Below are 14,352 nucleotides of genomic sequence, written 5' to 3'. Positions count from 1 at the left end.
AATTCCTCTACCGTGCGCCCGTTGAGGCGGTAGCAGTGCTCGAACGCCTCGGTGTGCTGATCGCGCGGCCAGGAATGTAGGACGACGGTACGGCCGTAGCCTCGCGAGTTGACGAGCTCCCAGCGATCTCCTACGCGGCGGACTGTGAACCCGCCTCGCGGAACCAGGGGAATCACCATCGCAATCATGAACGCGAACCAGCCTTTCGGTGCAGCTCTCTCGTCCTCCCCGGTTCAGCACTGTTGCACATCGAGCCCGCGGATCCGAGCGGACACGGCGTAGGAATGTGTTCTTATGTGGCTCATTTCACTCCAGTCACACAGGTAACAGAAACGAGTCCGTTCGGACCTGCTTCGGGGTGGCACAGTGGAGTCGGAGCGGCTGGGCGTATAAACGTGCACGAAGCCCGAGGCGCCTCGCCACAACCGAGCAATCCGCCAAGCCGCGCACCGCGCAGGTCGACACCGAGCGCCGTCCGATACTCCACCTACCGAGAGGGCGCAGATGCCGCTGCACATCCACCGTGCCGAGCGCGCCGATGTTTTGGCGGACGGGCTGGCCGAACTGCTGGCCACGCCGCTGCCCGACCCGTTCGCGGCGGAGGTGGTCGCGGTGCCCGCGAAGGGCGTGGAGCGGTGGTTGACGCAGCGGTTGTCCGGGGTGCTCGGCGTGTCCGGCGCGGCGGCGTTCGCCCCGTCGTTCGACGCCGCCTCGACCGACGGTGTCGCCGCTAACATCCAGTTTCCTTCGCCGTCCGGACTGGTCGCCACCGCGTCGGCGGCGGCGAGCGGAGTGCGCCCGGAGGACGATCCGTGGGCGGGCGAGCGCGTCGTGTGGACGCTGCTGCGGGTGATCGATGCCGCCCTCGGCGAGCCGTGGTGCGCGGTGCTCGCCCGGCACCTCGGCGCGCGGGACCCGTCCGGGCGCGACCACCGCATCGGGCGCCGCTACGCCACCGCCGCGCACTTGGCCGCGCTGTTCGACAGCTACGCGGCGCAGCGACCGCGGCTCATCACCGAATGGGCCGCCGGGTCCGATACCGACGGCGCGGGCAACCCGGTGCCCGACGATCTGCTGTGGCAGCCGGAGCTGTGGCGGCGGCTGCGCGCGGAGGTGGGTGCGCCGAGTCCGGCCGAGCGTCTCGAGGCGGCGTGCGCGCGGCTGCGCGCGGAGCCTGAACTTGTTCCATTTCCGGCGCGGTTTTCGTTGTTCGGCGCGACCAGGATGTCCACCGATCAACTCGCTGTGCTGTCGGCGTTGGCGGCGACCCGGGAGATCCATCTGTGGCTGCCGCACCCGAGTCCGGTGATGTGGGGCGAGCTGGCCGGGAGTCCGGCCGCCGGTTCGCGTGCCGCGGACCTCAGCGGCAGTGTCGTCGGACACCCGCTGTTGGCCGGGCTCGCCCGTGACGTGCGGGAACTCCAGCAGCGGCTGACCGCGACCTCCGACACCTACTATCCGATCGCGTCGGATGAGCTTGTGCCGGAAGGGGATACGTCCGCGCCGACGCTGCTCGGTGCGTTGCAGGCGGCTATCCGCGACGATCGCTGGCCGCCGGTCGCCGGGTGCGCCGGGGACGGCACGGTGCAGGTGCACGCCTGCCACGGGCCCGCACGCCAGGTCGAGGTGCTGCGGGAATGCCTCCTCGGTTTGTTCGCCGCGGACGAGACCCTGGAGCCAAGGGACGTGCTGGTCATGTGTCCCGAGGTGGAGGCGTACGCGCCGCTGGTGCGCGCGGCGTTCGGGCAGCGGCTGCCGGGATCGACGGAACAGGCGCCGGATTCGGCGCACCCGGCGCACCGCCTGCGGGTCCGGCTCGCCGATCGGGGTCGCGGCATCACGAATCCGTTGCTCGCGGTGATCGGTGTGCTGCTGGAACTGGCCGACGGACGGGTCACCGTGACGCAGGTGCTCGATCTGGCGGCGGCCGAAACGGTCCGGCGGCGTTGCGGTTTCGACGACGACGATATCGAGCGGTTGCGTGAGTGGGCCGCCGAGTCCGGCGCGCGCTGGGGGATCGGGCAGCGCCAGCGGCAGGCGTTCGGGCTCGCCGACTTCGCGCAGAACACGTTGAACGCCGCGGTGGATCGGATCCTGCTCGGCGTCACCGCGGGTGAAACCTCCGAGGACTGGCTGGATCTCGCACTGCCGCTGGACGACGTGGACAGCAACGACGTCGATCTGGCCGGCCGGTTCGCCGAATTCATCGACCGGCTCGCGGTCTGCCTGCGCGATCTGCGCGGCCCGCGCCCAGCCAACGACTGGGCTACGGTGCTCGGCCGCGCGCTGGACCTGCTGACGGACGTGCCGGATTCGCAGGCATGGGTGCGCACCGAGGCCCGCCAGGAGCTGGCCGCCGCCACCGAGCACGCGGGCGATGTGCCGCTGCGGCTCGCCGACGTCGCGGTGCTGCTGCACTCCCGGCTGGCGGCCGCGCCGACCCGCGCCAACTTCCGCACCGGCGAGCTGACCGTGTGCACCATGGTGCCGATGCGTTCGGTACCGCATCGCGTGGTGGTGCTGCTGGGCCTGGACGACGAGGTGTTCCCGCGCACCAGCGGCGTGGACGGTGACGACGTGCTCGCCCGCAATCCGCTACTGGGCGAACGTGATCCGCGCAGCGAGGATCGGCAGCTGCTGCTCGACGCGATGCTCGCGGCACAGGACAAGCTGCTGGTCTTCCACACCGGCGCCGACCCGGTTACCGGCGCGCACCGCCCGCCGGCCATCCCGGTGGCCGAGCTGCTCGACGTGCTGCGGGCGCATGTCGGTGCGGCGGGCATGGACGCGGTGGTGACCCGACATCCGTTGCAGGCCTTCGACCGCCGCAACTTCCGAGCCGATGCCCCGTTCAGTTTCGATACCGTCGCGCTCGCCGGTGCCCTCTCCGCTGGAGAGCCCGCGCAGCCGCGCCCGGCGTTCCTGCCCGAGCCGCTGCCCGCACCCGAACTCACGGATGTGGCACTGGCCGACCTGATCTCGTTCGTCGAGCACCCGATCCGCGCCTTCCTGTGGCAGCGACTCGGTCTGCGCGTCCCCGAACACGAAGAGGACATCGCCGACCGGCTGCCCATCGAACTCGACGGTTTGGCGAAATGGGAACTGGGCGAACGACTCCTGGCCGCTCGCCTCACCGGTGCCGACCCGGCCGGACTCCGGGCCGCCGAATGGCGGCGTGGCACGTTGCCGCCGTTCGGTTTCGGTGCCGCGGTCCTCGACGAGGTCGAGCACACCGTGGACAAACTGGTGCGTGCCGCACAGGGTGACTACGAGGGTGCCCCGCGCGCCGTCGACATCGCGGTGGATCTCGGCAACGGACGCAGGCTCACCGGCACCGTGCCGGAGGTGCGCGGCGAGACCCTGGTCCGCACCACCTTCTCCCGCCTCGCCCCGAAACACCGGATCGCCGCCTGGGTGTCGCTGCTCGCCCTCGCCGTCACCGAGGACCGCACCTGGCGCGCCGTCACCACCGGCCGCGGTCAATTCGGACGTCCCGCATGGCGTTCGGAGATCACCGCGCCGGATATGCCTGCGGCCAGGGGCATCCTGCGCGAACTCGTCGCGCTGCGCGATGCCGGGCTGACCGAGCCGCTGCCGATCGCCCCCGGTGCCACCGCCGCGTACGCCGAACGCCGGTTCCGCGGCGCCGACACCGACGAAGCCATCGTCGCCGCCGAACGCGAATTCAACGGCGGCCCGAACGGACCCGGGCCCTTCGGTGACCACACCGACCGCCACCTGCGCTACGTCTGGGGTCCGGCGCCGCGCCTGGAACACCTGATGGAGCTTCCCGCGCCACCCGGCGAACCGGGGGAGACCACCCGCTTCGGTGCGCTCGCCCGCCGCATGTGGGCGCCGTTGCTGAGCGCCGAGAGTCAGGGGCAACCGTGAAGCTCGGCGGGATGGCGGTGTCCGTCACGCGTGTCGGTGGCACCGAGCGGCCCGTCGGACCGGCAGAATGGCGGTTTCGGCGGGTCGAAAGGCGGGTGTTCGCGTGACCGTGCAAGACACCTCGTTCGTGGTGCCCGAGAGCGACGCGCCCGACAGTTTCGAACCGTACGGCCCGCTGCCCACCGGCACGACCGTGCTGGAGGCGAGCGCGGGAACTGGTAAGACACACGCGATCGTCGGGCTGGCGGTGCGGTATGTGGCCGAGGCCGGCATTGATGTCTCGCAGCTGCTGCTCGTGACGTTCAGTCGCGCGGCCACCCAGGAGTTGCGGGAACGCACGCGGGATCGGTTCGTGGGCGTCGCGGCGGGTCTGGCAGACCCCGAACTCGCGCGTGCGCACGCCGACGAGCTGATTCGGCATCTCGCGCAGGCGGACTCGGACGAGGTGCGGCGTCGGCGGGCCCGATTGCTCGCGGCCCTCTCGGATTTCGACGCGGGCACCATCGCCACCACGCACAGCTTCTGCCAGCGGATGCTGGACGAGCTCGGGCTGGCCGGCGAGCACGATCCCGGTTCGCGGCTGGTCGAGAACGTGGACGAACTGGTCGGCACGGTCGCCGACGACCTCTACCTGAACCGCTACGCCCGCACCGAACCGCCGTTCTCGGTGAAGGAGGCGCACACGCTGGCGCTGGCCGCCGTGCGCGACCGGCACGCGGTGCTGATGCCGAAGGGCGACGGCGCGGCGGGGGAGCGGGTGGCCTTCGCGGCGGCGGTCCGCGCGGAGACCGAACGCCGGAAACGGCTGGCCGGGCTGCGCGACTTCGACGACCTGCTGGTGCTGTTGCACGACGTGCTGGCCGACACCGAGCACGGGCCGCGCGCCTGCCGCCGCATTCGCGAGCGCTATCGGGTCGCGCTGGTCGACGAGTTCCAGGACACCGACCCGCTGCAATGGGACATCCTGCGCCGCTCCTTCCACGGTCACACCACGCTGGTGCTGGTCGGCGATCCGAAGCAGGCCATCTACGCCTTCCGCGGCGCCGAGGTGCTCAGCTACCTGGACGCGGTCGGGCACGCGGACACCCGTAAGGAGCTCACCACCAACTGGCGCAGTGACGCCGGGCTGCTGGCCGCGCTGGACCATCTGCAAGGTGGTGCGGCGTTGGGGCACAAGGAGATCACCGTCTACCCGGTGGCCGCCACTCGGCCGTGGTCGCGACTGTCGGGGCCGGCGGAACTGGTCACGCCGATGCGGATGCGGTGCTTGCCGCGCACTGGTGCGGGGCTGCTGAACAAGTCTGGATTCCCGGCTGTCGGTCGGATGCGCGCGAAGGTCGCCGACGATCTGGCCGCCGATATCGTCCGGCTGCTCGAGTCGGGCACCTCGTTGGCCACTTCGGCCCGCCACGCCGGTCCGGATTCCGTGGCAGGGCCGCATGCCGCAGTCGGCAGGCCGATTGTCGATCCGGCAATGGAGCTGAGCGGTGCGCGGGAGGTGGGTCGATCGTCCGGCGGAGGTAGCCCGTCCGGCGATGCCGGACAGCCGGCTGCCGACGCGCCCCCGGACGCTGTAATGCGCCGGCCGATCAGCCCCGGCGATATCGCGGTGCTGGTGCGGACGCGCTCCCAAATAGATGTCGTGCGTGCGGCTTTGGACCGAGTCGGGGTCGCCTCCGTGCTCGCAGGCGGTACCAGCGTGTTCGCGACCAGCAGTGCCACCGACTGGTTGTGGCTGCTGCGCGCATTGGAGCAGCCGCATCGCGGTGACCGGGTGCGGCTGGCGGCCTGCACACCATTGATCGGCGTCACCGCCGCCGAGATCGACAGCGGCGGTGCGGATCTGGTCGGCCGGGTCAGTTCCCAGCTGCGCGATGCCGCACGGCTGTTCGCCCGCGCCGGGTTCGCCGCGGTCTTCGAAAAGATCTCCGCCGAAGCCGATTTGGCGCAGCGGTTGCTCGCCGTCGAGAACGGGGAGCGGCAGCTGACCGATCTGCGGCACATCGCGCAACTGCTCGATCAGGTTGCGCTCACCGAGTCGCTGGGGTTGACCGCGTTGACCCGCTGGCTGGCCGACCGGGTGCGTGATCCCGCGTCGGGCACCGTGGCTGACCGCAGCCGCAGGCTCGACCGCGATGCCGCGGCCGTGCAGATCGCCACCGTGCACGCCAGCAAGGGCCTCGAATTCCCCATCGTGTACTTGCCGTTCGCCTGGGACAACGCGAAGAACCCGTATCCGGCGACGCTGCTGTTCCACGACGACAACGACATGCGCGTGCTCGACGTCGGTGGGCCGGACGCGTCCGGATACGCCGAACGCAAGCTACGCAGCGAGACCGAGGAGGCCGGTGAGGAACTGCGCCTGCTCTATGTCGCGCTGACCCGTGCCATGTGCCAGGTCGTCGCGTGGTGGGCGCCCGCGATCACCACCGCGGCCTCGCCGCTGCACCGAATGATCCTTGGTCGTCCGGACGGCGGCGACACCGTACCGCCGCGGGCCGCCGTGCCCGCGGATGCCGTTGCGCCGAGCATGCTTTCGGCGTGGGCCGGGGGCGCGGCGCAAGCCATCTCGGTGACGGCCGTCGCCGGAACCGACGATGTCGCGATCCAGCGGGTGCGCACCGAACCGGTCACCGGTGACATCGCCGCCGCCCGCTTCGACCGCAAACTGGACCACCTGTGGCGGCGCACCTCGTACTCGGCGTTGACCGCCTCCGCGCACGGCCCGGTCACGCCCGAGTTGGAGATCGAACCCGAGGACACGCGCGGGCCGGCCGACGAGCCGAGCGCCCCGGTGGTCGCCGAGGTCGAGGAGGTGTTCGCGGGCGCGCCGTCGCTGATGAACTCGCTGCCCTACGGTGCCGAGTTCGGCACTCTGGTGCACGGCGTACTCGAGCTGATCGACACGGACGCACCGGATCTGGCCGCCGAGGTGGATCAGCGTTGCCGCGCGGCAGTCGATGAACTCATGGCCGAAGCCGATCCGGAAGTGCTCAGCACCGCCCTGCTCGCCGTGCTGCGCACTCCGCTCGGTATCGGCTCGCTCGCCGACATCTCCAGCCGAGATCGCTTGAACGAGTTGGAATTCGAGCTACCGCTTGCGGGCGGTGACGCGCCGCGCGCCGAATCGGCGACGCTGCGGCAGATCGCGGACCTGCTGCGCACCCACTTACCAGCCGACGACGACCTTTTCGGCTACGCCGACCACCTGGCGACTCTCGACGACATTCCGTTGCGCGGCTACCTGACCGGCAGTATCGACGCCGTGCTGCGGGTAACCGACGGCGCGGACACCAGATTCGTGATCGTCGACTACAAGACCAACCGCCTCGGCACCGGCGATCTCACCGTCGAGCACTACACGCGCGACCGGATGGCCGCCGAGATGATGCGCTCGCACTACCCGCTGCAGGCTCTGCTGTACGGGGTCGCGTTGCACCGCTACCTGCGCTGGCGGCTGCCCGGCTACGACCCCGCCCGGCACCTCGGGGGCGCGCGCTACCTCTTCGTCCGCGGCATGGTCGGCCCCGAAACCCCCAACGGTCACGGCGTTTTCGACTGGAATCCGCCGGCTGCTCTCATCATCGCGCTGTCGCGCCTGCTGGCCGGCGAGGTCAGCCGATGACCTCGATTCAGTTGGCGCAGCGGGGGACCGGGTTGCTGCGGACGTTCAACGAGGCGGGGGTGCTGTCGGCTGCGGACGTGCATGTCGCGGTTCGGCTGGGGCGGTTGGGCCGTGAGGACACCGAGGCGGTGCTGTTCGCGGCGGCGCTGGCGGTGCGTGCGGTGCGCTCCGGTTCGGTGTGCCTGGAGTTGCACCGGATGCGCGAGATCGGCATCGACGCCGACGAGACCTGGGACACCGGCGAGCGCATCGATCCGGCGACGCTGCCGTGGCCCGAGATCGACGCGGTGGTGGCCGCGCTGCGGGTCAGCCCGCTGGTGACCGGTGGGCCTGCGGGCCCGCTGTGCCCCTTGCGGCTGGTGGAATCGCAGCGCCGCGACGACACCGGCCCGCTGCTCTACCTGGACCGGTACTACCAGCAGGAGCAGACCGTCCGCCGGGTGCTCACCGAGCGGTCCGGGCACCACCCGGTGGTCGACCCGAATATCGTTCGCCGCGAACTGGATCGGCTGTTCGACGCATCGGTCGGCGGCGTCCCCGACCGCCAGCGGCTCGCCGCCGCCCTCGCCGCGACCCACTGGACCACGGTGGTGGCCGGCGGTCCTGGCACCGGCAAGACGCACACCATCGCGCGCATCATCGGCCTGCTCGACGCGCACCGCAAAGCCAATCCCAAACTGCCCGCACTGCGGATCGCGCTGGCCGCGCCGACGGGCAAGGCGGCCGCGCGCCTGCAGGAGGCCGTGCGCGAGCAAGCCGACGAGCTCGGCCTGCCCGACCTCACCGCCGCCACCCTGCACCGCCTGCTCGGCTGGCAGCGTGGCCGCACCACCCGGTTCAAATACCACGAATTCAACCGGCTCCCTTACGACGTGATCGTCGTCGACGAAACCTCCATGGTGTCGCTCACCATGATGAGCAGGCTGTTCGCCGCCCTGCGCCCCGACACCCGGCTGGTGCTCGTCGGCGACCCGGACCAGCTCGCCTCGGTCGACGCGGGCGCGGTGCTGGCCGACCTCGTCGCGGGACCCGTTGCGGGCAAACCGAATCCGATGCTCGACGAGATCCTCGGCGCGGATTCACCGGAATCGGCCGCGCCGGACAGCGATTCGTCGGCGCTGAGCACGCTGGAGCGGACTCGCCTGCGCGGCGGCATCGTTCGACTGACCCGCGGCCGGCGCTTCGGCGGCCGGATCGCCGACCTCGCGGTCGCGGTGCGCGCAGGCGACGCCGACACCGCGCTCGAACTGCTCCGCGGGGGCGGTGACGAACTGTCGCTGAGCGCACCCGACGAGATGGCCGGGGTGCGGGCCGATGTCGTGCGCGCCGCGCGCGAGGTGACCACCGCCGCCCTCGACGGTGATGCCGCAGGTGCGCTCACCGCCCTCGAATCGCACCGGCTGCTGTGCGCGCATCGGCAGGGTCCGTTCGGCGTCGAGCGCTGGGACCGGATGGCCGCCGAGTGGGCGGCCGCCGGGGGCGCGGGCCCGGATTCGCACCTGGCGCCCTGGTATCCCGGCCAGCCGCTGCTGGTCACCGCCAACGACCACGAGGCGCGCATCTACAACGGGGACACCGGCGTCGTCGTGCGGATGCCCGACGGTTCCCTGCGGGCCGCACTGCAACGCGGTAGCGAGCCGTACCTGGTGCACCCGACCCAGTTCCCGGCCGTGGTCACCGTGTTCGCCATGACGATCCACCGCAGCCAGGGCAGCCAGTACGACACCGTCTCGGTGGTCCTGCCGGAACCGGAATCGACGTTGCTGACTCGGGAACTGCTGTACACGGCGATTACCCGCGCCCGCCGCCACGTCCGGGTGATCGGCACCGACGAGTCGATCAGGGCCGGTATCGCACGCCGGGTGCTGCGCGCCAGCGGGTTGTCCCGCCGCGAGGACGGCCGATGACCGGCACATCTCACGTTTCGGGCGGCGTGGCCGTCTACCCAGTGTGAGATTGCCTCCGTTCGAGGAAGTGGTGGCCGAATACGGCCCGATGGTGCTGCGCGTCTGCCGGGCGGTGCTCGGTCCGACCGATGCGGCCGACGCGTGGTCGGAGACGTTCCTGTCCGCCCTGCGCGCGTATCCCGACCTCGACCCGGGGGCGAACATCGAGGCCTGGTTGGTCACCATCGCGCACCGTCGCGCGATCGATGTCGGCCGGGCGCTCACCCGCGCCCCGGTCCCGGCGGAGACGCTGCCCGAACGCCCGGCCACCGACCCCGACCCGGCCGATTACGACCCGCACCTCTGGGCCGCCCTGAAAGCGTTGCCGCCCAAGCAACGCCAGGCGGTCGCCTACCACTACCTGGCAGGCCTGCCACACGCCGAGATCGCCGTGCTGCTCGGCAACTCCACCGATGCCGCCCGCCGCGCCGCCGCCGACGGCCTCAAAACGCTGCGCAAGCTCTACCCGAAGGATGACTCATGATGGCCACCATCGACCGTGGCGACCCGAACGGCCTGTTCGACGGCCTCACCCCCGACCTCGCCCTGCTGGCCGAGCTGCGCCGCCGGTTGGCCGTGGACGCGCAGTCCGCGGGACTGCTCGACGTCGCCTACCGCACCATCGACACTCCTGTCGGCGCGCTGCTGCTCGCGGCGACCCCAGCGGGTCTGGTGCGCGTCGCCTACCCCAACGAGGACCACGACGCAGTCCTCACCACGCTGGCCGAGCGGGTCAGTCCGCGCGTACTCGCCGCACCGGCGCGCCTGGACGCCGCGGCGCGCGAGATCGACGAGTACTTCGCCGGTGCCCGAACGCATTTCGACCTGCCTTTGGATCTGCAACTGACCGGTGGATTCCGCCGGCAGGTGATCGAGCATCTCACCGACATCGGCTATGGGCGTCGCGAAAGCTACGCCGCCGTCGCGGCCGCCGTCGGTAATCCCCGGGCGGTCCGTGCGGTCGGCTCGGCCTGCGCGCACAACCCACTGCCCGTGGTGATTCCGTGCCATCGGGTGGTGCGCAGTGACGGATCGATCGGTCAGTACGTGGGCGGCATCGAGGCCAAGACGACGCTGCTGACGCTGGAGTCGGCATGAGGAAAACCCTTGCCCCGCTGGCTGATCGGGTGGGCGCGCAGTCCTGGCCCACGCTGGTCGACGAACTCGACTTGTCCGGCTGCGCCCAGACCGGCCCGATCCTGACGCCCGACGAATGCGCCGAATTCACCGAAATGTGGGATGACGTCGAGCGATTCCGCTCCACCATCGACATGGCACGCTACCGGTTCGGTCAGGGCACCTACCGATACTTCGCCGATCCGGTACCCGATCCGATCATGACGCTGCGCGCGGCGTTCTATCGAAAGTTGTTGCCGGTGGCCCGTTCCTGGGCCGAACGACTCGGTGATCCGGCGCCGTGGCCGGACGACTTCGCCGACTGGCTCGACGCCTGCCACGCTGCCGGGCAGGTCAAGCCGACGCCGATTCTGTTGCGCTACACCGAAGGTGACTGGAATGCCCTGCACCGTGACCTCTACGGTGACCTGGTGTTCCCGCTGCAAGTGGTGATCGGGCTGGACCGTCCGGGGATCGACCACACCGGTGGTGAGTTCCTGCTGGTCGAGCAGCGGGCGAGGGCGCAGTCCAAGGCCACTGTCACCGTGTTGGAGCAGGGGCACGGTCTGATCTTCACCACGCGCGACCGTCCGACGCCGTCGAGCCGCGGCTGGTCTCGTGCCCCGGTGCGCCACGGTGTCAGCCGGATCCGCGGCGGTATCCGGCACACCCTCGGCCTCGTGCTGCATGACGCCCAGTAGCGGGTACACGCTGCTCGATGCCGACGGCCGCCCGTATCGCAGCCCGACACCGGGCCGGTACGGCGGTCATCGGCGCGGCAGGATCTACGGTCGCCTGGACTGCCCGTCCGCCTTACGCACCTTGGCGCGCGGCGCCTACCGTGCGCATCGCGTCTTCTTCGCCGACGAGTCCACCGCGATCAGCGCGGGCTATCGGCCGTGTGCGGTGTGCCTACCGGAGCCGTATGCCGCGTGGAAAGCCGCGCGAGACAACAACTCTCAGTGATCTCACGTTCGGGGGCCGGCCACCGTCTACTGGGTGACAAGATCGCCGAACAGGGAGTCATCATGCAGATCTCAGCCGCCCGGACAGTGCACGCCACGCCTCTCGGCAACGTCCGGATCGAAGCCGGACCGGTGGGCGTCAGCCGGGTGATCTTCACCGACGACGCTCCGGCCACGCCGACAGCCGAGAACTCGTGTGCGTTGGAATATGTGGTGACGGCGGTCGCTCAGCTCGACGGCTATCTGGCGGGCACCCGCCGCGAGTTCACCGTTCGCACGGATCGGTCCGCGCTGAGCGCCTTCGACCGTCAAGTCCTGGAAACTCTGGAAAGCACCACTCGGTATGGCGACACGACCACCTACGGGGCGCTCGCTCGCGCACTGGACCGTGGCCCCGCGGACGCCCGCAAGGTCGGCGGCGCGTTGTCGCGCAACCCACTGTTGATGCTGATTCCGTGCCATCGGGTCCTCGGCGCGGACGGCGCTCTCACCGGCTATGCGGGTGGACTGCCTGTCAAACGCGCGCTACTGGACCTCGAGTCGGTCGATCTCCTGCTGCCCGTTCCACTGGCCTGAACGGTGGCAGGTGTGCCCCTCCCACCACGTGAGTGGGAGGAGCTCAATCCGGCCTGATCAGATGGCGCGGACGTCCGTGGCCTGCGGACCCTTCTGGCCCTGGCCGACCTCGAACTCCACGCGCTGTCCCTCATCGAGGGACTTGAACCCGGACCCGCCGAGAGCCGAGTAGTGGACGAAGACGTCGGGACCGCCGCCGTCCTGCGCGATGAAGCCGAACCCCTTCTCCGCGTTGAACCACTTGACGACGCCCTGTGTCATATTTTCTCCTCTTACTCGGTGATTGTTCAGTCCACGGAAATCTTGCGAAAAACAAGGACTCGATGGACAGCATTCCATGCGCGCTTGCCGCATGGTTAACGCGGGCGGGCGGATTGTGTGCAAAAGCATTCTCCGCTCACTGTGCTACCGGCTTGCCGCCGACAGCACTAGCGCCGCGCAAGCCTACCTTTTTCTCGCCGATTGTGCGTGGCGCGGCCTGGGCGGCGTGGCAGACAACCAATTTTGTTCGCTCGGCGCGCCGCGGGGCTTCGGTGCTCGTGGCGTGGTCGATCGGGTCGGTGCTGGATCGCGCTGGCCTGGGCGTGCATCGGTCGGGGCGTCGCGGGCGCGGCGGGTGCGCGCTGGGGACGATTCGGACATTTCGGGGCGAAATCCGCCGGTTTAGTGTGATTTGTTCGCTGACGTCCAGCGGGTAGTTCCGTTCGGGCTCGACGTCGACGGTGTGCACGACGACGGAGGGTGTGAGTGAAAATTTGCGGGCTGCAAATTGGTGCGTGCGGCACGCTCGATTGCCGGTGCCGGACTGCCTTATACGCCTGGCACACCTTGGTGTCGAGTTTTTCGAGAATTCTTGGCAGCGAGGGGGCGGGCTGAAATTCGCCATGCGGGGGTCGCCTCGACGAGGGCTGGTCGCTGCGGGTGACGAATCTCCAGCCGCTGGCTGCGCGGCGGGTGGTCATCGCCGTCGAAGCATGCTGGGCATTCGCCGCGGCTGCGCATCTTCCTGAATCAGCCAGTCGTGCAGCTGTTTCCGGGAGCGTTCGCACGCTCGCAGCGACAATGCCTGCCCCGGTACATGATCAGTGTCATCGCAGCTGGTCCGGGGTCTGGCGGGGACATCACACGCCATGTCGACGACCCTGTCAAGACCCGAATCTTGGTCTTCCACTTCGGGTTTTGGGTCGATCGCCCGGCGGTATAACGGGATAGTGGCGGCTTCAAAATATCTGGTTTCGGTTGTCGGTGTGTTGCTGGTTTCGCTGCTGTCCGTCGGCTCGGTAGCGGCGGTGCCGACCGGGGCGCGGCTGGTCGAAGAGGCGTCGCTGGGTGGTTCGGTCTCGCGGATGGATGTCTACTCGCCCTCGATGGATCGGGTGGTGACCAATCGGGTGATTCGGGCGACCGGTGGTCCGGCGCCGACGCTGTACCTGCTCACCGGGATCGGTGGGGGTGTGGACGGCATCTCGTGGTGGGACGACACCGATGTCCGGGAGTTCTTCGCCGACAAGCACGTCAACGTGGTGATGCCGGTGGGTGGTGCGTTCAGCCTGTACACGGACTGGATCGCCGACGATCCGGCGGTCGGGCGCAACCGCTGGCAGACCTATCTCACCCGCGAACTCCCCGGAGTTCTCGACGCGGAGCTGGGCAGTACCGGGCGCAATGCGATCGCGGGGGTGTCGATGAGTGGGGGATCCGCGGTGGACCTCGCGATTCAGGCGCCCGAGGTGTACAGCGCCGTCGCGGCGTACAGCGGGTGCCCCTGGAGTGCGGACGCGGTCGGCGCGGCGATGGTGAACGCGCAGGTGCTGCGCGGCGGCGGCAATACGGCGAACATGTGGGGCGCGCCCGGCAGCGAACTCTGGCGTGCGCACGACGCGTTCGCCAATGCGTCCGCACTCGCCGGGAAGGCGATCTACCTGTCCGCCGCCACCGGCACGCCCGGCGCGATCGACCAGGGCGGACTGGCCTTCCCGCCGCTCGAGGCCATCGCGAGCTCGTGCACGGCGGCTTTCGCGGGCAGGCTCGCGCAGCTCGGTGTGCCCGCGGTACACATCAACCGGCCCGAGGGTGCGCACACCTGGGGGCAGTTCGAAACGGATCTGCACGATTCCTGGCCGCTGCTGGCCGGAGCGCTCGGTGCGTGAAATGTCTGATTTGCCAGGCGGTTTCCGCCGCTAGGGTCTGGCGCCCCTGACTCGGGTCCGTCCGCGGGCTACCGCCGGTGGCA

General features: G+C 69.9%; 10 protein-coding genes. 9 read left to right on the top strand and 1 reads right to left on the bottom strand.

Going from position 1 to position 14,352, the window contains the following annotated elements:
• Window positions 1–504 precede the first annotated feature (504 nt).
• From recC to DMB37_RS06320, 8 genes are all read left to right on the top strand, one after another.
• Window positions 505–3,891 (top strand): exodeoxyribonuclease V subunit gamma, encoded by a 3,387-nt coding sequence (gene recC, locus DMB37_RS06355; RefSeq protein ID WP_135231903.1) that lies wholly within the window; start codon window positions 505–507, stop codon window positions 3,889–3,891.
• A gap of 103 nt (window positions 3,892–3,994) precedes the next feature.
• Window positions 3,995–7,516: a UvrD-helicase domain-containing protein gene (locus DMB37_RS06350; protein WP_370465335.1), complete on the top strand. Its 3,522-nt coding sequence runs from the start codon at window positions 3,995–3,997 to the stop codon at window positions 7,514–7,516.
• Complete coding sequence (recD, locus tag DMB37_RS06345; protein ID WP_135231901.1) at window positions 7,513–9,423, top strand: exodeoxyribonuclease V subunit alpha; 1,911 nt, start codon at window positions 7,513–7,515, stop codon at window positions 9,421–9,423. Before DMB37_RS06350 ends, recD begins: the two co-directional genes overlap by 4 nt.
• A 49-nt stretch (window positions 9,424–9,472) precedes the next feature.
• Complete coding sequence (locus DMB37_RS06340; RefSeq protein WP_135237382.1) at window positions 9,473–9,946, top strand: RNA polymerase sigma factor; 474 nt, start codon at window positions 9,473–9,475, stop codon at window positions 9,944–9,946.
• On the top strand, window positions 9,946–10,560 hold the full coding sequence (locus DMB37_RS06335) for a methylated-DNA--[protein]-cysteine S-methyltransferase (protein ID WP_135237381.1): 615 nt from the start codon (window positions 9,946–9,948) through the stop codon (window positions 10,558–10,560). The genes DMB37_RS06340 and DMB37_RS06335 overlap by 1 nt, the downstream gene beginning before the upstream one ends.
• Window positions 10,557–11,279, top strand: coding sequence for a 2OG-Fe(II) oxygenase (locus DMB37_RS06330; protein WP_135231900.1), 723 nt, complete (start codon window positions 10,557–10,559; stop codon window positions 11,277–11,279). Before DMB37_RS06335 ends, DMB37_RS06330 begins: the two co-directional genes overlap by 4 nt.
• A complete protein-coding gene (locus DMB37_RS06325) occupies window positions 11,266–11,544 on the top strand; it encodes an Ada metal-binding domain-containing protein (RefSeq protein WP_135231899.1) in 279 nt (92 codons plus the stop codon). The genes DMB37_RS06330 and DMB37_RS06325 overlap by 14 nt, the downstream gene beginning before the upstream one ends.
• A 62-nt stretch (window positions 11,545–11,606) precedes the next feature.
• Window positions 11,607–12,119, top strand: coding sequence for a methylated-DNA--[protein]-cysteine S-methyltransferase (locus DMB37_RS06320; RefSeq protein ID WP_135231898.1), 513 nt, complete (start codon window positions 11,607–11,609; stop codon window positions 12,117–12,119).
• A gap of 57 nt (window positions 12,120–12,176) precedes the next feature.
• Here the strand turns inward: DMB37_RS06320 and DMB37_RS06315 are convergent, their stop codons facing one another.
• Complete coding sequence (locus tag DMB37_RS06315; RefSeq protein WP_069166293.1) at window positions 12,177–12,380, bottom strand: cold-shock protein; 204 nt, start codon at window positions 12,378–12,380, stop codon at window positions 12,177–12,179.
• A 950-nt stretch (window positions 12,381–13,330) separates the two neighbouring features.
• Between DMB37_RS06315 and DMB37_RS06310 the strand changes: the two genes are divergently transcribed.
• A complete protein-coding gene (locus DMB37_RS06310; RefSeq protein ID WP_240772265.1) occupies window positions 13,331–14,269 on the top strand; it encodes an alpha/beta hydrolase family protein in 939 nt (312 codons plus the stop codon).
• Window positions 14,270–14,352 lie beyond the last annotated feature (83 nt).

The sequence above is a fragment of the Nocardia sp. CS682 genome (assembly GCF_004634405.1).
Taxonomy (GTDB): domain Bacteria; phylum Actinomycetota; class Actinomycetes; order Mycobacteriales; family Mycobacteriaceae; genus Nocardia; species Nocardia ninae.
This window is presented reverse-complemented; position numbering and strand designations above follow the sequence as displayed.

Coding starts and splice junctions, on each gene's coding strand:
- recC (WP_135231903.1), top strand. CDS start 505: ATGCCGCTGCACATCCACCGTGCCGAGCGCGCCGATGTTTTGGCGGAC.
- recD (WP_135231901.1), top strand. CDS start 7,513: ATGACCTCGATTCAGTTGGCGCAGCGGGGGACCGGGTTGCTGCGGACG.
- DMB37_RS06335 (WP_135237381.1), top strand. CDS start 9,946: ATGGCCACCATCGACCGTGGCGACCCGAACGGCCTGTTCGACGGCCTC.
- DMB37_RS06330 (WP_135231900.1), top strand. CDS start 10,557: ATGAGGAAAACCCTTGCCCCGCTGGCTGATCGGGTGGGCGCGCAGTCC.
- DMB37_RS06325 (WP_135231899.1), top strand. CDS start 11,266: ATGACGCCCAGTAGCGGGTACACGCTGCTCGATGCCGACGGCCGCCCG.
- DMB37_RS06320 (WP_135231898.1), top strand. CDS start 11,607: ATGCAGATCTCAGCCGCCCGGACAGTGCACGCCACGCCTCTCGGCAAC.
- DMB37_RS06315 (WP_069166293.1), bottom strand. CDS start 12,380: ATGACACAGGGCGTCGTCAAGTGGTTCAACGCGGAGAAGGGGTTCGGC.